19 protein-coding genes and 2 pseudogenes are annotated in these 18,692 nt (G+C 59.1%); 17 read left to right on the forward strand and 4 right to left on the reverse strand.

Features of this window, described 5'->3' with window-relative positions:
* Positions 1 to 12 precede the first annotated feature (12 nt).
* From F1563_RS12625 to F1563_RS12675, 10 genes are all read left to right on the forward strand, one after another.
* Entirely contained in the window at positions 13 to 1,155 is a 1,143-nt protein-coding gene (locus F1563_RS12625) for an alpha/beta hydrolase (protein WP_172623723.1), read from the forward strand.
* A gap of 75 nt (positions 1,156 to 1,230) precedes the next feature.
* Positions 1,231 to 2,817: a signal recognition particle protein gene (gene ffh / locus F1563_RS12630; protein WP_002527189.1), complete on the forward strand. Its 1,587-nt coding sequence runs from the start codon at positions 1,231 to 1,233 to the stop codon at positions 2,815 to 2,817.
* Positions 2,818 to 2,892: 75 nt separating this feature from the next.
* On the forward strand, positions 2,893 to 4,056 hold the full coding sequence (locus tag F1563_RS12635) for an amidohydrolase family protein (protein WP_002527190.1): 1,164 nt from the start codon (positions 2,893 to 2,895) through the stop codon (positions 4,054 to 4,056).
* A 190-nt stretch (positions 4,057 to 4,246) separates the two neighbouring features.
* Positions 4,247 to 4,666: a 30S ribosomal protein S16 gene (gene rpsP / locus F1563_RS12645; RefSeq protein WP_002527192.1), complete on the forward strand. Its 420-nt coding sequence runs from the start codon at positions 4,247 to 4,249 to the stop codon at positions 4,664 to 4,666.
* A 2-nt stretch (positions 4,667 to 4,668) separates the two neighbouring features.
* Positions 4,669 to 4,947, forward strand: a complete 279-nt coding sequence (locus tag F1563_RS12650; RefSeq protein WP_002527193.1) for an RNA-binding protein — start codon at positions 4,669 to 4,671, stop codon at positions 4,945 to 4,947.
* A gap of 107 nt (positions 4,948 to 5,054) precedes the next feature.
* Positions 5,055 to 5,597 (forward strand): ribosome maturation factor RimM, encoded by a 543-nt coding sequence (rimM, locus tag F1563_RS12655; RefSeq protein WP_002527194.1) that lies wholly within the window; start codon positions 5,055 to 5,057, stop codon positions 5,595 to 5,597.
* A gap of 2 nt (positions 5,598 to 5,599) precedes the next feature.
* A complete protein-coding gene (gene trmD, locus F1563_RS12660) occupies positions 5,600 to 6,319 on the forward strand; it encodes a tRNA (guanosine(37)-N1)-methyltransferase TrmD (protein ID WP_002527195.1) in 720 nt (239 codons plus the stop codon).
* A 179-nt stretch (positions 6,320 to 6,498) separates the two neighbouring features.
* The gene (locus tag F1563_RS12665) at positions 6,499 to 7,179 is read left to right on the forward strand and encodes a succinate dehydrogenase cytochrome b subunit (protein ID WP_081414852.1); all 681 of its coding nucleotides are present in this window, start codon (positions 6,499 to 6,501) and stop codon (positions 7,177 to 7,179) included.
* Positions 7,179 to 9,206, forward strand: coding sequence for a fumarate reductase/succinate dehydrogenase flavoprotein subunit (locus F1563_RS12670; RefSeq protein ID WP_002527197.1), 2,028 nt, complete (start codon positions 7,179 to 7,181; stop codon positions 9,204 to 9,206). The genes F1563_RS12665 and F1563_RS12670 overlap by 1 nt, the downstream gene beginning before the upstream one ends.
* On the forward strand, positions 9,203 to 9,976 hold the full coding sequence (locus F1563_RS12675; RefSeq protein ID WP_002527198.1) for a succinate dehydrogenase/fumarate reductase iron-sulfur subunit: 774 nt from the start codon (positions 9,203 to 9,205) through the stop codon (positions 9,974 to 9,976). The genes F1563_RS12670 and F1563_RS12675 overlap by 4 nt, the downstream gene beginning before the upstream one ends.
* Positions 9,977 to 9,984: 8 nt before the next feature.
* On the opposite strand, the pseudogene F1563_RS14490 reads toward F1563_RS12675, so the two are convergent.
* Positions 9,985 to 10,171: pseudogene (locus F1563_RS14490) on the reverse strand (hypothetical protein).
* Positions 10,172 to 10,220: 49 nt separating this feature from the next.
* Here F1563_RS14490 and rplS point away from each other — a divergent pair.
* The 7 genes from rplS to dprA all read left to right on the forward strand — a co-directional run bounded on the left by rplS (position 10,221) and on the right by dprA (position 15,723).
* Complete coding sequence (rplS, locus tag F1563_RS12685; RefSeq protein ID WP_002527199.1) at positions 10,221 to 10,574, forward strand: 50S ribosomal protein L19; 354 nt, start codon at positions 10,221 to 10,223, stop codon at positions 10,572 to 10,574.
* 168 nt (positions 10,575 to 10,742) lie between these two features.
* Positions 10,743 to 11,561 carry a signal peptidase I gene (gene lepB / locus F1563_RS12690; RefSeq protein ID WP_002527200.1) on the forward strand — a complete coding sequence of 273 codons (819 nt, stop codon included), beginning with the start codon at positions 10,743 to 10,745 and terminating at the stop codon, positions 11,559 to 11,561.
* An 8-nt stretch (positions 11,562 to 11,569) separates the two neighbouring features.
* Positions 11,570 to 12,211, forward strand: a complete 642-nt coding sequence (locus tag F1563_RS12695) for a ribonuclease HII (RefSeq protein ID WP_172623714.1) — start codon at positions 11,570 to 11,572, stop codon at positions 12,209 to 12,211.
* On the forward strand, positions 12,208 to 12,519 hold the full coding sequence (locus F1563_RS12700; RefSeq protein WP_002514239.1) for a DUF2469 domain-containing protein: 312 nt from the start codon (positions 12,208 to 12,210) through the stop codon (positions 12,517 to 12,519). Before F1563_RS12695 ends, F1563_RS12700 begins: the two co-directional genes overlap by 4 nt.
* 134 nt (positions 12,520 to 12,653) lie before the next feature.
* Positions 12,654 to 13,073, forward strand: a complete 420-nt coding sequence (locus F1563_RS12705) for a YraN family protein (protein WP_036958269.1) — start codon at positions 12,654 to 12,656, stop codon at positions 13,071 to 13,073.
* Positions 13,070 to 14,593, forward strand: a complete 1,524-nt coding sequence (locus tag F1563_RS12710) for a YifB family Mg chelatase-like AAA ATPase (RefSeq protein WP_002527203.1) — start codon at positions 13,070 to 13,072, stop codon at positions 14,591 to 14,593. The genes F1563_RS12705 and F1563_RS12710 overlap by 4 nt, the downstream gene beginning before the upstream one ends.
* Positions 14,590 to 15,723: a DNA-processing protein DprA gene (gene dprA, locus F1563_RS12715; RefSeq protein WP_002527204.1), complete on the forward strand. Its 1,134-nt coding sequence runs from the start codon at positions 14,590 to 14,592 to the stop codon at positions 15,721 to 15,723. The genes F1563_RS12710 and dprA overlap by 4 nt, the downstream gene beginning before the upstream one ends.
* Here the strand turns inward: dprA and F1563_RS12720 are convergent.
* The 3 genes and pseudogenes from F1563_RS12720 to F1563_RS12730 all read right to left on the reverse strand — a co-directional run bounded on the left by F1563_RS12720 (position 15,698) and on the right by F1563_RS12730 (position 17,845).
* Positions 15,698 to 16,238, reverse strand: a pseudogene (locus tag F1563_RS12720) (methylated-DNA--[protein]-cysteine S-methyltransferase). The gene dprA and the pseudogene F1563_RS12720 sit on opposite strands and share 26 nt — an antisense overlap.
* A gap of 22 nt (positions 16,239 to 16,260) precedes the next feature.
* Positions 16,261 to 16,476 carry a CsbD family protein gene (locus F1563_RS12725; RefSeq protein ID WP_002527206.1) on the reverse strand — a complete coding sequence of 72 codons (216 nt, stop codon included), beginning with the start codon at positions 16,474 to 16,476 and terminating at the stop codon, positions 16,261 to 16,263.
* 238 nt (positions 16,477 to 16,714) lie between these two features.
* On the reverse strand, positions 16,715 to 17,845 hold the full coding sequence (locus tag F1563_RS12730) for an alpha/beta fold hydrolase (RefSeq protein WP_036958270.1): 1,131 nt from the start codon (positions 17,843 to 17,845) through the stop codon (positions 16,715 to 16,717).
* Positions 17,846 to 18,692 lie beyond the last annotated feature (847 nt).

The raw sequence follows: 18,692 nt of genomic DNA on the forward strand, positions 1-18,692 counted from the left end.
ACCTGTGGGGTCATGCTGATCAGTATTCTCAGCCGTAAGCTGTGTGCCGCGGTGCTTATCGCGGCTTTCGCCCTGCCTCTAGCATTCGTCATATGGCGGGCCATTGTGGGTCGCGGCAGTTGGTGGCTCAAGATCTTGCGTGGCCTCGGGCATCTCGTGGTGATTCTGCTCGCGCAGGCCCTACTGGTCACTGGCGTCTTTCTCTACGCCAACCGCGAGTATGGTTTTTTCGTCTCCTGGTCCGACCTACTGGGAGAGGTCCAGCCAGAGGCTCCGGTCCATGATCTGGTGCCAATTCGGCGCATGAAGGTCAAGGATATTCCGATCAGTAAGTCCAATCCCCATCCCGACGGTCAACTGTCTGGCATGATGATGCCGGGCACGGACGCCCGATATGCACACGTTCCGGTCTGGCTTCCGCCTCAGTATTTTGAAAAATCGGAGCATGGCACCCGATTCCCGGTGCTGTTTTACATTGGGGGTGTCAATGACACCGGCGAACATGACAACAAATCGATCGACCTCATCGGTCCGGCAACCGAGTTCGTCAAGAGCAGGAAGGTCAATCCTTTCGTCATCGTGTTCTTGCCAGGCAGGATCCGCAACGGCATCGACAGCGAGTGCGTTGACGTCGGCCCCTACAAACACGAGACATGGATCATGAAGACTGTTATTCCGCAGATCGAGTCGCACTTCCGGGTCGGTCACGAACGCGGATCACGGTTCATCGGTGGGTGGAGCACCGGTGGTTACTGCGCTGCCAATCTGTCGACCAAGTACCCCCGAAAGTTCAATGCCGGCTTCTCTATGGGTGGGTACTACCACCCCATGTTCGAGAATCCGAACATCGCCAGGATGGCCCGACCCTTCATGGCCCAGAACTCGGTGGTGCGTAGGGTCCAAGAACGCAAGATTAATCGCAGCGTGCGTTTTCTGTCCGTGCTCAACCGCAACGATGTGCAAAGTTGGGGACCTGGTCCCCAACCGGTGTTCTCCAACGGACAGGTCGGCCCGGACGGAGGTCAGTTTCATCATGTCGCCAAGGACATGAAGCAGTTCGCCTTCATTGTTCTCACCGGTGGGGGGCACCGCGACAGTGTGTACATGCCATATACCGAGCAGTCGTTGCAGTGGCTTGGCCAATTCGGGCTGTGATTACGGCAGGGCGTCATTATGGAGACCGGGACGGTAGTCTGTCCCGGTAAGGAACTAACGCGCTGAAGGACAACCGTGTTCGACACTCTCCAAGACCGCATCGCATCAACCTTCAAGGGATTGCGTGGTAAGGGGCGTCTCACCGATGCCGACATCGATGCCACGACTCGTCAGATTCGCATCGCCCTCCTTGAGGCCGACGTTAATCTGTCGGTCGTCAAGGAATTCGTGGCGGCTATCAAGGAGCGTTGCCATGGCGAGGAGCTTTCCAAAGCGCTCAATCCGACTCAACAGATCGTCAAGATTGTCAACGAGGAACTCGTCGAGATTCTCGGAGGGCAGACCCGCACAGTTCGGTTTGCGAAGAATCCTCCGACAGTCGTCATGCTGGCCGGCCTCCAAGGCGCCGGTAAGACGACGCTGGCTGGAAAACTGGCTCGCTGGTTCAAGGAAGAGGGCCACTCTCCGCTGTTGGCTGCTTGTGATCTCCAGCGACCCAATGCCGTCACTCAACTGCAGGTGGTTGGTGAGCGTGCCGGGGTGCACGTCTTCGCCCCTGAACCCGGCAATGGGGTTGGGGATCCCATCCAGGTAGCCCGTGATGCCGTCGCAGAGGCCGAACACAAGCTCTACGACGTCGTCATTATCGACACCGCTGGTCGTCTGGGTGTCGACGCCGAGATGATGGCTCAAGCGGCTGACATCAAGGCTGCTACCGACCCAGATGAGACCCTCTTCGTTGTCGACGCCATGATCGGCCAGGATGCCGTCAACACTGCAGTGGCCTTCCAAGAGGGAGTTGGATTCAACGGAGTCGTCCTGACCAAGCTTGACGGCGACGCCCGCGGTGGCGCGGCTTTGTCCATTGCCCGCGTAGTCGGCAAGCCGATCATGTTTGCCTCCTCGGGTGAGGGTCTCAAGGACTTCGACGTTTTCCATCCTGACCGGATGGCCTCGCGCATCCTCGATATGGGCGACATGCTCACCCTCATCGAGCAGGCCGAGAAGGCTTTCGATCAGGAGCAATCCCAGGCCGCTGCGGCCAAGCTCATGGCCGGCAAGGGAGAGTTCGGTCTTGACGACTTCCTCGGTCTCATGCGTCAAATGCGTCGCATGGGCCCGATGTCCAAGGTTATGGGAATGCTCCCTGGTGTCGGCCAGATGAAGGACCAGATTGAGAATATCGACGAGCGGGAGATTGACCGCATTGAGGCCATCATCTGCGCGATGACTCCGGCTGAGCGCGCTAACGTGTCGATTCTCAATGGGTCGCGTCGTGCTCGCATCGCTCGAGGGTCAGGCGTGGAGGTTCGTGACGTTAACAACCTGGTCAATCGATTTGTTGACGCCCGGAAGATGATGAGTCAGATGGGCCAGATGATGGGCCCAGGTGCTGGCCGCATGATGGGGTCAATGGCTAAACGCGGCGCCAAGCAGTCCAAGAAGAAGCAAAAGAACCGCAAGGGATCTGGTAATCCCGCCAGGCGGGCTGCCCAGGCTCGTCAAACTGCAAAGAAACCGCGGCCTCACAGCGGTGAGGCGTTTGGGTTGCAGGAGCAGCAACAACCCAGCCGGGAAGATCTGCAGAAGGCGATGAGCGAGTTTACAATGCCGCCGTCAATGCAGCAGATGTTCAACCAAACCAACAAGGGGCCACGTTGAGTCAGTGTTGGTAATGTGTCACGAGGTCGTGGGTTTGACATTACGTCTCCCGCGACCTCGTGACACGATGGGGCCATGACCGAGGACCCCCAGCCGCTGTTTCACACCCACACCCACGACGGATGGACTCACACCCACGTATTCCCGGAAGCCCAAACCGCTCCCGCCGAAGACTTGCGTATCCGGGGGGTTGTACTCCCCGATGGGGAAGAACGTGAACTGTGGGTTCACGATGGAGTCCTCGTGCAAGGGCCACTCCCGGGCGCCCGGACTTTGGCCGACGGCTGTTGGATCATTCCCGGTTTGGTTGACGCCCATAACCACATTGGCCTCGATACTCACGGCGCCGTCGACGAGCAGACTGCCGAGGAACAGGCCCGGATCGAAACGAGGACGGGCACCCTTCTCATCCGCGATGCCGGATCCCCGAGTGACACTCATTGGATCGACGACCGCGACGACCTCCCACGGGTTATTCGTGCCGGACGCCACATTGCTCGCCCCAAGCGCTACATCCGTAATTACGCAGCCGAGGTGGATTCGGAAGACCTTGTTGCCGAGGTCGACCGTCAAGCTCGCTCCGGTGACGGTTGGGTTAAACTCGTTGGCGACTGGATCGATCGCGACGAAGGGGATCTCGCCCCACTGTGGCCTACAGACATCGCAAAGGCCGCCATCGATCATGCCCATAAGCTTGGTGCCCGCGTCACTGCGCACTGTTTTTCCGAGGAAGCCCCCGCACAACTCGTTGACGCCGGTATCGACTGTATCGAGCACGGCACTGGACTCACCGACGAGACGATCGCCACGATGGCCGAGCGTGGGGTCGGACTCGTCCCGACGTTGATCAACATTGAGACCTTCCCCTCCATCGCCGCTCAGGCCGACGGCAAGTTCCCGACGTATGCCGCTCATATGCGTCACCTCCATGCTCACCGTCGTGAAACGATTGCCAAGGCCTGTGACGCTGGAGTGCCGATTTACGCCGGTACTGACGCCGGCGGCACCATTAAACACGGCCTCATCGCTTCCGAGGTCCGGTTGCTGGCTGCCGTAGGGGGCGCGGAGATGGCATTGGGGGCGGCGTCCTGGCGAGCTCGTGTGTGGCTGGGTGGTGAGCAACTGGATATTGGCGACTCTGCTGACCTCCTCGTCCTAGACCGTGATCCGAGGGTCGACGTTGGGGTGTTGGAATCTCCCATCTACATCTTGCTGAGAGGACGAGTAGTTATCCGATGACATCCGTTCCGGCTCGCACCATCTGCATATCTGTGGCATAATACCGAGAGTTTCTGTCCGTTCGATGCCCTCTCTTATCGGCGGATAGTTCCACCCGAGTTCGGGGGCGATGTCCCCACGTCGTGTCCGCGCTCACCCGCAACTTCCCGGGTTTCGTCCCGGGCGTCTCATTACAGGAGTTACCACACACGTGGCTACCAAAATTCGTCTGAAGCGTCTCGGCAAGATCCGTACTCCGCACTACCGCGTCGTCGTCATGGACTCGCGCACTAAGCGCGACGGTCGTGCTATCGAGGAGATTGGCCAGTACCATCCCAAGGCTGATCCGTCGGTCATCGAGATCGACTCCGAGCGTGTGCAGTACTGGCTTGGCGTCGGAGCCCAGCCGACTGAAGCTGTTGTTGCTTTGCTGAAGCGCACCGGTGATTGGCAGAAGTTCACTGGCGATACCTCGCCCTCCGGAGTGATCCCGCAGCCCGAACGTCCTAACAAGGATGACCTGTTTAACGCTGCCCTGGCCGAGGCTGACGAGGCCCCGCGCGAGGCCATCACCAAGAAGTCCGGGGAGCCCGCAGCTGAGGAGGGCGCTGGCGAGAAGGCTGAGGCCTGATCGTGCTTGCCGACGCCCTGGAGCACCTCGTCTCCAGTATCGTCGTCAATCCTGACGATGTCCGTGTCCGGGAGAAGGACCTGCGACGCGGTCGGATGCTTGAGGTGCGCGTCAATCCCTCCGACATCGGCAAGGTTATCGGTCGTCAGGGCCGTACAGCCTCTTCGCTGCGCACGGTCATTGATGCCCTAGCCGGTGACGAGCAGATCAGGATCGACTTTGTTGACATCGATCGTCGTGGTTCGGGACGGGGTTCCGACCACCGTGGCCGTCGTCACTGAACTGCCAATGCGACAGTATGGGCCGTGGCCCCGCTTGGGCGGGGTCACGGCCCATACGCTGTGTCTGGCGCTATCTTGTCTAACCTCATTAGTCTTCAGGAGTCACAGTGGAACAGTTGGCAACGGTGGAGGTCGTCGTCGGGCGGGTGGGTCGTGCCCACGGTCTGCGAGGCGACGTGGTCGTTGAGGTACGTACTGACGAACCAGATGAGAGGTTCGGAGTAGGTGCCACGGTGCGTGTTGAGGGGGCCAGGCGTGATGATCTGACGGTCGTGCGGTCCCGGTGGGCCAAGGGCAGCCTCATTGTTGCTTTTGACGAGGTGAGTAATCGTAATGGGGCAGAGGGTTTACGTGGATCCGTTCTTGTCGTTGACGTTGAGGCTGATGAGGACCCGGACGACCCTGACGAATTCTGGGATCGTCGGTTGCGTGGGCTGACAGTGGTTGACGAATCTGGTAGCACCCGCGGGACTGTGAAAGATGTGCTTCATATGCCGGCCCAAGATGTACTCGTGATTGACGTCGGCGGGGAAGAGTGTTTGGTGCCATTCGTCCATCAGCTCGTTCCTACTGTCGATGTGGCGTCTGGGAGGATCGTCGTCAGTAGTGTTCCTGGCCTGCTTGATCCGAACGCCGAAGAGGCGAGGTGACGATGAGGCTGGATTACCTGTCGATCTTTCCGGCGTACTTCGACGTCCTTGATATCTCCCTACTGGGTAAAGCGGCCGTTAATGGTCTGGTGGAGATGCACGCCCACGATCTGCGGGATTGGACCCATGATCGCCATCGTACCGTGGACGACACCCCGTGTGGCGGTGGTGCTGGCATGGTTATGAAACCTAACCCGTGGGGTGAAGCTTTCGACGACATTATCGGCACCGAGCCGGATTTGTCGGTTCATGTGATGTTCCCTACCCCGTCAGGTGCGCCATTTACTCAGTCTGCTGCTCAGGAGCTGTCGTCGGTTGAGCGGATCGTGTTTTGCTGCGGACGGTATGAGGGGATCGACCATCGCGTGATCGACTATGCGCGGTCGATGTGGACCGCTCACGAGGTGAGTCTCGGAGACTATGTGCTCAATGGAGGAGAGGTAGCTGCTCTGGCTATCACCGAGGCTGTGGTTCGGCTGGTGCCCGGCTTCATGGGCAACCCGGGATCTTTAGCGGAAGAGTCATTCTCGGCCGGGCAGGAGGGGATGCTGGAGTACCCACTATTTACTCGACCGGTCTCGTGGCGGGGCTTCGACGTCCCCGAGGTCCTTATGAGTGGCCATCATGGCCGAATCGCGAAGTGGCGTCGCGATGAGTCAGCCCGCCTGACTCGTGAGCGGCGTCCTGACCTGGGGGATTTCGGCTCCGGCATTCGTCATTGAAACGCTTCTAATCAATTAAATTCGAACCGAAAGCGTTGCATTAATAGGGAATTAAACCCTAGTGAACTAAGCGTTGGGGGAAGTTTTCAAAAACCCAGGGGGCGGCGGCGCAAAAGGACTGCGAATTGGCTAGTCTTTGCTCTGTGGCGACTACAACACTTACTACTCATCAGAGAGCGGTGCGATCAACTGTCGCGGCGAAGGCCCTTATGGCCGTCACCGGACTGATCTTGATCCTCTTCCTGCTCATGCACATGTTCGGCAACTTGAAGTTGCTTGCTAGCAACGAGGACTTCAACCGTTACGCCGGCTTCCTTCGTACGATTCTTAACCCGATCCTGCCAGGTGACTCTTTCCTGTGGATTTTCCGGATCTTCATGTTGCTGGCGATCGTGCTGCATATTTGGTCGGCGATCCGCGTCAACAAGCAGCGCAATATTGGGACTGGTGGTGCTGGCCGTTACTCCGTTAAGAAGAATCTTTCGCCGGAGAACACCTATGCTGCGCGCACGATGTTCTGGGGCGGCTGGATCATCTTCCTGTTCCTCATCCTTCATCTGCTGCAGTTCACCATCAGCCCTGAGTTACTCAACAACCCTCCCACCGACGCGGCTGGACGTGCAGGGATGGTGCTTACGGCCTTCAGTCACTGGTGGTTCGTGCTCATCTATCTCATCGCCATGATCGCCGTGTGCATGCACGTCTCTCACGGTTTCTGGAGCGCTTTCGCGACCCTTGGTGTCAACGTCTCTGGCACCGCTCGCGCTGTACTGCGCGTGTGCTCCTGGATCGTCGCCATCGTGATTCTCGTGGGTTTCATGACTCCTCCCTTCCTGATCCTGTTCGGGGTGATCTCCTGATGACTGCAACTGTTGCATCCAATAACGACGCCGCTCTCGCCGACCAGTACTGGACGACCGGCGATGAGATCCACGACACGAAGGCCAACCACGATCTCCCGATCGAGAAGATCTGGACTGATCGTCAGTTCACTTCTCGTCTGGTCAACCCGGCTAACCGCCGCAAGATGACCGTCATCATCGTCGGTACCGGCCTAGCTGGTGGTGCCGCCGCCGCAACTCTCGGTGAGGCTGGTTACCGCGTCGAGAACTTCTGCTACCAGGACTCTCCGCGTCGCGCCCACTCGATCGCGGCCCAGGGCGGAATTAACGCCGCGAAGAACTACAAGAACGACGGTGATTCGATTTACCGTCTGTTCTACGACACCGTCAAGGGCGGCGACTACCGCTCCCGTGAGACGAACGTTTACCGACTGGCCACGGTCAGCGCGAACATCATCGACCAATGCGTCGCCCAGGGTGTTCCGTTTGCCCGTGAGTATGGTGGTCTTCTCGATAACCGTTCCTTCGGTGGCGTCCAGGTGCAGCGCACTTTTTACGCTCGCGGCCAAACTGGTCAACAGTTGCTCATTGGTGCCTACCAGGCTCTCGAGCGTCAGGTCCACGCTGGCACAGTGCACATGCACACCCGTCATGAGATGGTCGAGCTCATCGTCGCCGACGGTCGTGCTCGCGGCATCGTGACTCGTGACATGGTCACCGGCAAGATTGAAGAGTGGTTCGGCGATGCCGTCGTTCTGGCTACCGGTGGTTACGGCAACGTCTTCTTCCTGTCGACCAACGCCATGGGTTGCAATGTCACTGCGTCGTGGCGTGCGCACCGTAAGGGTGCCTACTTCGGCAACCCGTGCTACACCCAGATTCACCCGACCTGCATCCCGGTGCATGGCGAGAACCAGTCGAAGCTGACCCTGATGTCGGAATCGCTGCGTAATGACGGCCGTATCTGGGTGCCGAAGCGCGCAGAGGACTGCGAAAAGGATCCTCGCGACATCCCCGAAGAAGATCGCGACTACTACCTGGAACGCATCTACCCATCCTTCGGCAACCTGGTTCCGCGTGACATCGCATCGCGTCAGGCTAAGTACCGTTGTGACGAGGGCCGCGGCGTGGGCCCGAAGGTTCGCGAGGTCGACTCGGACGGCACCGAGCACATGCGTGCCCGTGGCGTGTACCTCGATTTCTCCGAGGCCATCCAGCGTATGGGTAAGGACGCCGTCGAAAAGAAGTACGGCAACCTCTTCGACATGTACCAGCGGATTACCGACGAGAACCCGTACGAGGTTCCGATGCGTATCTACCCGGCGGTGCATTACACCATGGGTGGTCTGTGGGTTGATTATGACCTGCAGTCGACGATCCCAGGTCTGTTCGTCTGCGGTGAGGCTAACTTCTCCGATCATGGTGCCAACCGGCTCGGTGCTTCGGCCTTGATGCAGGGCCTAGCTGATGGCTACTGGGTGTTGCCCAACACCATCACCGACTACCTGGCGGACTCTCCGAAGTTCGGCAAGGTCGACGAGAAGCATCCGGCCGCGGTCGAGGCCCGTCAGGCTGTCGAAAGCCGCGTCAACAGGCTGCTGACGATTAACGGAACTCGTACCGTCGACTCGATCCACAAAGAACTCGGCCACATCATGTGGGAGTACTGCGGTATGGAGCGCAACGAGGCCGGTCTCGTTAAGGCGATCGGTCTCATCCGTCATTTGCGCAATGAATTCTGGACCAACGTCAAGGTCACTGGCGTCAACGAGGAGCTCAACCAGACCCTCGAGCGCGCTGGCCGTCTCGCTGACTTCCTGGAGCTCGGTGAACTGATGTGCATTGACGCTCTACACCGTCGCGAGTCTTGTGGTGGTCACTTCCGCGCCGAGTCTCAGACCGAAGAGGGTGAGGCCCTGCGTCACGATGATGAGTACCAGTACGTTGCTGCCTGGGAGTGGGCTGGCGAAGGACATAAGCCGACCTTGCACAAGGAGCCGCTGGTCTACAAGTCCATCCAGGTCAAGCAGAGGAGCTACAAGTGAAGATCAACCTGCGAGTCTGGCGCCAGTGCAATTCCAAGGATCAAGGCCGCCTCGTCGAGTACACCCTTGACGGTGTCTCCGGTGATATGTCTTTCCTCGAAATGCTGGACATGCTCAACGAGAATCTCACCGCTCAGGGTGAGGAGCCCGTCGCCTTCGATTCAGACTGCCGCGAGGGCATCTGTGGCCAGTGTGGCGTCGTCATCAACGGTGTGCCGCACGGTGGCATGGGTGTTGCCCAGCCGGTGCGTACCACCACCTGCCAGTTGCATATGCGCTCCTTCGCCGATGGTTCGACCATCACGATTGAGCCTTGGAAGTCGGGAGCCTTCCCGATCCTGCGTGATCTCATCGTGGATCGCTCGGCCCTTGACCGTGTCATCCAGGCTGGCGGCTATGTCTCGGTGAACACTGGTGCTGCCCCAGACGCTCACGCCGTCCAGGTCAACAAGAAGCGTTCTGACCGCTCCTTTGACGCCGCTACCTGCATCGGTTGTGGCGCCTGCGTGGCGGCCTGCCCGAACGGCTCTTCAATGCTGTTCACCTCGGCGAAGATCACTCACCTGGCCATGCTCCCGCAGGGTCAGCCGGAGCGGATGCGCCGCGTCAAGGCGATGGCTGCTCAGAACGACGCTGAGGGATTTGGTGGCTGCACCAACATCGGTGAGTGTGCCTCGGTGTGCCCGAAGGGCATTCCGCTGGAGTCCATCAGTCAGCTTAACCGCGACCTTATCGCCTCGCTGTTTAAGCACGACGGCAAGGACGACTGAGTCCTGCCTTACGTTGTCGACCACCCGGGCTCCGACACCTTATGGCGCCGGAGCCCGGTCGTGTTGTGCGGCACTAGGTAATTGCGGGCCCGGGATGGATTTTGTGTCAGGGGCATGGGTATGGAAAAATGTCGCGGTGTTGTCCGTGTCCGGCTCCTGTCACAGGGGGACTGTCTGGGGCTCGGGGAACGGCATCTTTTGAACACGAGCACCAGGTGACCTGTGGCACCGGCGAGGAAACACCATGAGCAACATCATCGATGAGATCGACAAGGCCTCGATGCGCGACGATATTCCCGAGTTCCGTCCGGGTGACTCGGTGAAGGTCCACGTTAAGGTCGTTGAGGGAAGCCGCACCCGTGTGCAGGTTTTTGCTGGGACCGTCATCTCGCGTACTGGTGGTGGCGTCCAGGAGTCGTTCACTGTTCGTAAACTGAGTTTCGGGACCGGTGTCGAGCGTACCTTCCCGCTGCATTCCCCGATCATTGACAAGATTGAGGTTGATCGCCACGGTGCCGTTCGTCGCGCCAAGCTGTACTACCTGCGCGGCCTGCGCGGCAAGGCTGCCAAGATCAAGGAGAAGGGCGCAGCTCGCTGACGTCCGTTTTGCGGCAACGGGGTTTCGCTATGACGAAGCCCCGTTTTTGTATGCCTCGGCTTACGTCCGCGGGCAAGCGTGCCACATGCAGCCTGTTTTTCGGGTTGGTTACACTGCAAGGTGGCACCCGACGGGAAGTTCCCATAGGGATGAGGGAGAGGTTTTGCCGTGGCGGATGACTACCAGGCGCAGCGGGCCGCAGACGGCGACACTAAGAAGTCTGACAGTGCAAGTGGGGAACAAGCGTCTGGGTGGCAGCGCTTCAGGTCAGGGGCCATCGAAATTGTCCTTATCATCGTGGGTGCTCTCATCATCTCCGCTGTGCTGCGTGCTTTCGTTGGTCAGATGTTCGTCATCCCCTCGAAATCCATGCAAAATACCTTGCAGGTCGGCGACCGGGTGTTCGCCGTGAAAGCTGCGGATTTCCATCGTGGTGACGTCGTCGTGTTCAAAGACACCGAGCATTGGCTACCTCCTGCCCAGGACCACCGCTCTGTCCCAGGACAGGTCCTTGAATTCGTCGGTTTACTGCCTAACACGAGCTCCAACTACCTCATCAAGCGAGTAATCGGTATGCCCGGCGACACCGTCGCCTGCTGCAACGTCAAGGGGCAGGTGACAGTCAACGGTAAGGCTCTCGATGAGCGGTCATATCTGTACTCCGAAAATGGCGAGATGGTTCAACCTTCGATGATAGAATTCCGGGTCACTGTTCCTAAGGGGCGGATGTTCGTTATGGGGGACCACCGTAATGACTCAGGCGATTCGCGTTACCACATTCAAGACCTGGATCCTGGCGAGTACACGGGGGCTCCTGGATTCGTGCCGCTTGATGACGTTGTCGGGCCGGCAAAGGCGATTCTCATGCCACTCAACCGTATTGACGGTCTAGGGACTCCCGACACGTTCCAAGGAATCCCAGATAGGTCATCGTCAGCTCCAGACAGGGCGCGCATCTGCGTCGGTGACACGTGCTCTCTTAAGTGAGGCTGCCGGTGACGGTGCGAGTCGGACCGGGGCCGATGGGCCATGAACGGGCCCTGACGAGGGCCGGTCTGGGGCCTGTGGCCGGATGCGACGAGGCAGGTCGGGGCGCGTGTGCAGGGCCATTAGTAGCAGCAGCTGTCATCCTTGACGATCGCAGGTCCGGCAGAATTACGGGGCTAGCAGATTCCAAGACACTGTCAGCGGCCAAGAGAGAGGCTCTGTTTGACGTCATTATAAATAAGGCTCTTGCAGTGTCTTGGGTACGTGTAGAAGCCGATGAGTGCGATCGGTTGGGGATGCAGGAGGCAGATATCAGCGGCCTGAGACGTGCCGTGGCAAGGCTGGGAATTGAACCGGGATACGTGCTGTCGGACGGTTTCCCGGTCGATGGATTGACGGTCCCCGATTTGGGAATGTGGAAGGGCGATTCAGTGTGTGCGTGTGTGGCTGCAGCCTCTATCGTGGCCAAGGTGGTTAGGGACCGCATCATGATCGCTATGGACAGGGAAGTCCCTGGTTACGATTTCGCGGTGCACAAGGGATACGCGACTGCCTTGCACAGGCGACGCTTGGAGGAGTTAGGACCGTCTTGTCAACACCGGATGAGCTACGCCAATGTGCAACGAGCGGCTAGGCTTCGTACATCATGAGTGCCGAAGATCTGGAGCAGTACGAGAACCGGATGGAGCTTGAACTCTACCGCGAATACAAGGATGTCGTCGGGATTTTCAAATATGCCGTAGAAACCGAGAGACGGTTCTACCTGTGTAACGTCGTTGACCTCAAGGTTCGTACCGAGGGAGGCGATGTCTACTACGAGGTGTCTATGGCGGACGCCTGGGTGTGGGACATGTACCGGCCGTCGAGGTTCGTCAAGAGCGCCAAGATCCTTACCTTCCGCGATGTGTCCATCGAGGAGATCGTGCACCCTGACTTCGACGAGGTGCCGTCTAAGTAGCGTCAAGGTCGCATCCCTTGACGGGTCGAGACCCTGTGGACAACTTATGGGTTCACGATTCCCAAACATTGATCTGTGGATAACTGAATAATCACACACTCTGCGACGACAACTGTTGTCGGAGGTGGTGAACGATGACACCTAAGCCATTGTCGGCAGAGCTGACAACCCCGCGTGGAGCCGCGTTGCGTGGGCGTCGTGGTGGCAGATCCGCGTTTGGAGCGTGGGGCGAGGATCTTGCCGCTACGCATGTGGAGTCCCTGGGATGGACGATTATTGCGCGTAACTGGGTGTGTGATGTGGGGGAGATTGACCTCATCGCCCGTGACGGCCAAACCGTCGTCTTTATCGAGGTGAAGGCGAGGTCAGGCACTGGATTCGGGGACCCGCTGGAATCCATTACGACGGCCAAGGCCCGTAAGCTTCACGAACTAGCATTGGCGTGGTTGGTCGATCAGGACGAGGGGGTCCACTCAGTGCGGATCGACGCCATCGGCGTCATGGTTCGCCCGGGTGCTGAGCCAGACGTTACTCATGTGCGAGGCATCCGGTGACCGGGGCAAGCGCGTGGTCGGTCGCGTTGGTGGGGATGCAAGGCTCCATGGTCGAGGTGGAGGCTGCAATCTCCTCCGGACTGCCGCGCACCGTGCTTGTTGGTCTGCCAGGCGCGGCCCTTCACGAAGCCCGAGACCGATGCCGAGCAGCCCTCTGCGCGACGGGATTGTCATGGCCTAGTAATGTCCTGACGATCAACCTCACCCCGGCTGGTTTACCGAAGGCCGGAACACATTTTGATCTGGCTATCGCTGCTGCGACGTTGGCTGCTGACAAAAAGGTCCCACAGACTCTTTTGGGATCAACAGTTCTGATAGGAGAACTTGGGCTGGACGGCCGAATACGGCCCGTGCGCGGTGTGCTGCCAGCGTTGCTAGCGGCGCGGGAGGCAGGGTTTGAGCGGGCAGTCGTGCCGATGAGCCAACGGGATGAGGCCCGTCTCGTTGAGGGGCTAACGGTCTGGCCAGTCGGCCATCTTGGCGACGTCGTCGACGTGTTGCACGGTCGTCCAGTGTTGCCTGCTGACGACCCGGTTGTGGAGCCTGCCGACATGGATCCCGGGATAGGAGATCTGGCGGAGGTTATCGGCCAGCACGAGGCGCGCCGAGCCCTCGAAGTAGCGGCGGCTGGGCGTCACCACATTCTGCTGCGTGGCGCTCCTGGCTGCGGGAAATCCATGTTGGCGCGACGATTACCTGGGATTCTTCCCCAACTTGATCACCGTGATGCTCTCGAAGTCACCGCGTTGCATTCTTTAGCCGGTCGAGGGGCCGGGAGACTTATGACTAGGCCTCCACTAGCCCAACCCCATCATTCCGTGTCGATGGCTGCAATGGTTGGTGGGGGAGCACGTATTGCCCAGCCTGGCGCGATCTCGCTGGCGCATCGGGGAGTGTTGTTTCTCGACGAGGCTCCAGAGTTCGCGCCGAAGGTGCTGGATTCGCTGCGTGGACCGCTGGAGACCGGAGAGATCGTCATCGGACGTTCTCAGGCACACACAACGTTTCCGGCCCGGTTTCAGCTCGTCATGGCACTCAACCCGTGCCCGTGTGGGTTGGCCGATGACCCATCAGGGCGATGCACGTGTACTCCTCAACAGGTGCGCCGGTACTCCGGTCGGCTTTCTGGACCGATCCTTGACCGGGTGGACGTCACAGTGCGGATGCGACCGCTGACGTCGGCCCATCTGCTCGATGCATCAGCTCTGCCAGCTGGGGAATCTAGTGCAGTAGTGCACGACCGAGTTGTGCAAGCCCGTGAGCGTGCTGCTGCCCGATGGCAGGAAGCACCGTGGCGGTGCAATGCCGAGGTGCCAGGAAAGGTCTTACGGCAGATGTTACCGGCCAACGACGCCACCCACATTATCGAAGATGCCTTGATGACTGGACGGCTTACGGCGCGAGGCGTCGACAAAGTTCTAAGAATCGCGTGGACGGTGGCCGACCTCGAGGGCAAGAACGAGGTGGACAAGGCATGTGTGGCGGAGGCCATGGGGATGCGACGAGGAAGATTGCGATGATGTGGACTGACGAGAGACTGGCGCGTGCCGCTCTGACGGCGGTGGTCGAGCCCGGGAATGTCACGACGGCACAACGCTTATGCGAGACAACCGCTGAGGCCGTGTGGTGGCAGGTGCTTACCGATTCCGGCGAACGATGGCACGCACGAGCTACATCGCTCGACGTCGATCGGCTCGTGGAACGGTCGGAACAGGCCGCGATGAGGTTTCTCATTCCAGGGGATGAGGAATGGCCCACGAGTCTCGACCGCCTCACGTGGGTAGGGAAGTCCGGAATGGGCGGAATCCCCCTGGGACTGTGGGCCATTGGGCCTGCTCACCTCGCCGATATCTCACAGCGATCGGTGGCCATTGTGGGATGCCGATCAGCGAGCAGCTATGGCCAGGACGTCGCCGCAGAGATGGCCCACCACCTGGTACGGGGTGACGGAACGGGGAGTCATACTGTCGTCTCTGGGGGCGCGTTCGGCATCGATGTTGCGGCCCACCGTGGGGCGCTGTCCGCACGCGGAAACACGATTGGCGTCCTCGCGTGTGGACTCGACACTTTTTACCCTCGCGGTAATACCGCGGTGCTGGAGAAGATCGCAGAAACAGGTGCCCTCATCTCGGAACTCCCACCGGGCCGCCACCCGACGCGCCCCGGATTTCTAGCCCGGGATCGACTTATCGCGGCACTCACGACCGGAACCGTCGTCGTGGAAGCTGGATGGCGGTCGGGAGCTATCAATACCGCGTCCTGGGCCAATGCGCTAGGAAGTGCTGTCATGGCTGTCCCCGGGCCAGTGACATCAAGTCGATCGACGGGAACGAATAAGCTGATCCGTGATGGTGAGGCGATCCTGGTGCGCGATGCTGATGACGTCCGAGGCCTTGTCGGGGAACTCGCCCCAGAACCGGAAAGACCAGCCGGGCGCAGCCTGCCGACCGACATCCTGGACGCCACTGAGCTGGCTGTTCACGAGGCGCTCCCCGCTCATGGATCGTGCGGGCTGGATGAGTTAGCGGCGTTGGCCGGGGTGCCTATTGCTCAGTGCTCGGCTGCGTTAACCGTCCTCGAACAACTTGGCATGGCAGCCTGTTGCCTCGACGGCACCTGGTCGGTCACACTGGCAGAAAACCGGAGGTGATGGTTCTCTAGGTTTAGCAGAATGTGCTTGAGGTGAGAGCCACCGAGATAGCCGCCTAGCTGGCCATTACTGCGTAGCACTCGGTGGCACGGGATGAGGATGGGCAGAGGGTTTGACGCACAGGCGTGGCCGACTGCGCGAGACGCATTCGGGTGTTCGATGATGCTCGCTAGTTGGCGGTAGCTGACAGTGTGCCCATAGGGCACTGTCAGCAAACTGGTCAGCACAGTGCGTTGGAAGTCCGTCGTCGCCGAAAGATCCAGTGGTACGGCGAATGAGGTTCGTGATCCTGATAAGTACTCGGTGATCTGTGCGATGGCACGAGAGATGACGTCGCGGCTGCGGTAAGCATGCGGGACGGAAAGCGGCGGTAATAGCGGCGAAGGATCTGTCTCCGTCTTGACGAAGGCGAGCCGGCTGAGGCCATTGGTAGTGGCTGTTATTTCTAATTCACCAATGGCGGTGTCGAAGCGGCGTTGTGACTGTACTGTCATGGCATGAAGCGGGCCGGACACCAGGTGTCCGGCCCGACGTTGATCAGTTCTTCAGTTTGTCAGTGACAGATTGGGCACCGTGTTTAAGGTCAGTCGCCTTGTCCTTGACGTCCTCGACCTTCTGATCCACCTTGCCGCTGGCCTTCTGATCGGCACCCTTGCCTTTGAGATCGTCGTTGTCGGTGAGGTCACCGATCTTCTCCTTGGCAGCACCGATGAGCTCGTTGCTCTTGCTGTTAATCTTATCGCTCAGGCCCACGAGTTGCTCCTTTCGTTAGTCCCAGGGCCGCTGATCAGTCCGGGACATGGTGATATTCTACTGGTTTACCCAAGTCCGCCTCGGGATTTAACTCGAAAGTGATGTGCCAGAACGGCGTTGTTGGTTCGTTTGTTGGAAACCTTGGGCCCTGGGGCGAGCTGAACGGGTGCGGAGGGCAGGGCTGCATCCCACGATTGATCGTGGAATGCAGCCTCAGGTGAGAGCCGACCGGGTCAGCTTACTTGTTGTGGGCATCGATCCAGTCGACGGCAGTTTTGATGACCTGGTCCTTGGTGGGCTCATTGAAGATCTCGTGCATAAGGCCGTGCCACTGAATGATCTTCTTGTCCTTCGAGTTGATGGCGTTGTACCAGTTGACGTCGAAGTAGCTCGGAACGAGGCCGTCATTTTCGCCATGCATTATGAGGGTCGGTGCGTTGAACTCGTGGGCGTTCATGACGTTGTAGACCTCGGCAACACCCATCTGCTCAACGAGTCCGAGACGCATGTAATGGTTGTACAGCGGGTCGCGGTGCCAGTGGTCGAAGCGGACCGCGGGGTCGGAACACAGACCGTAGCCAGGGTAGCCGGGCAGGATGATGTAGGCGGACAGCGGTCCCGATGGCATCCGGATGCTCTTAGGATCTTTGACGGCTGCCTTGATGAGACGTCCGTTGAAACTGGTTAGCTGTGCCATCGGCAGGAGCTGGCTGATTTGCGGTAGGGCGTGGCGGGCAAGGAAGTTCAGGTTATCGGGGGTGATGGTGGTGACTCCCTCGGTGTCCGGACCATCGATGTTGGCGAAGGTTCCACCACCTGTTGAGACGATCCCGGCGACGGAGCCGGGATACATGATTCCGTAGGACTGGACGGCGATGCCACCCATGGAGTGGCCCAACAGAAACACTTTCTTATGGGCGTTCTCTTTGTGGGCGGTGCCAACCATCTGGTGTATGTCGGACTCGATGTTCCACCAGTCGTCAAACTGACCGCGCGGAATGGCGTTGTTGACGTACGGGGCAGCGCTGCGACCATGGCAACGGTTATCGAAGCGGTAGACGCTATAGCCGGCGTTGGTGAGGCTCTTGGTCAGATACTCGTAGTTAGAAGAGTTCTCCATAAGCCCGTGAACCAGAACGATAGCGCCCTTGGCGTTGGGGACGATGTCCTTGCGGTAGAAAAGTTTGGTTCCGAGCTTGTCGGTGGTTTTGAAATAGCCGCTCGACTTCTGGACTTGATGGGTAGCGGGTGCTGCTGCGGCCGGCTGTGGTCTGGTGTCGGTGGTGGCAAGGGCAGGGGTTGCCATGACGCCGGTCACTGCCATGGTGCTGGCAATTGCCAGTGAGCTGAGTTTGCGTGGGAATGACATCAAGATGCTCCTTTGCGTCGGTTGCGTCGCCTCATCCCTGAAGACGAACGCTTCGAACGTCACACACGATAGGATCCGTGGGGTTCGCTAGTGTCCACTGATCCGCAAGTCTGGGTATTCGCGCGTGGAGATAATTCGCGTCTGGGAGGATGTGCGTCCTCGACGTCGACAACGCCTGGTGTGTAGTTATCTTGGCTTCGCGATGGTCGTCATTAAGCTGCTTAGCGATATTCTGACGGTTGATGTGACGGTCTGTAGTGGGGCCTACATATGCGTCCGCGGGCAGGAACAGGTTGTTCTTGTTTTGTGCCCTTATCGCGTTCACTCGCGCGTTTGTTTTCGAGGTTACAGGTCGCCAGCTACAGGAGTTTCAGTCGGAGTCATCCGTAGGGAAACGAGAGACGGCTTTACGAAACTTTGCGTGGTTGATAACTTCGACAATCTGACCGCGTTAGCCGCAGAGATCACCCGCTGTAGCGTGAGTGGGAATACTAGAAGCCGGATGAATTAGCCTCGAGTATTTTCTTACCTCGGGTATTCTCCTGCATTGCACTAGTGGGGAGAGGCTTTTGGCCCGTTGGGGGGTTCGGTGAATCTTCTGGGTGCTTCTATGCCCGTGTCGTTGTCAGTTGCGGTGTAAATCGCTTTGAGGCGTGACGAGACGGCTTCGCGGTTACCGCAAGCCATGAACCGTGTCGCAACCTAGACCCGATAGACCCCACGTCTCTACGAGAGATTCTCGCCAGGTCGCGTCCGGCAACCCACCACGGCCGACGATCAAGACATTCACCTACACCTGGTTTGACAAGTTCAGTGCACACGTGAGCCCAGTACGAGACCCTCGCTA

Source organism: Cutibacterium modestum (assembly GCF_008326345.1).
Taxonomy (GTDB): Bacteria; Actinomycetota; Actinomycetes; order Propionibacteriales; family Propionibacteriaceae; genus Cutibacterium; species Cutibacterium modestum.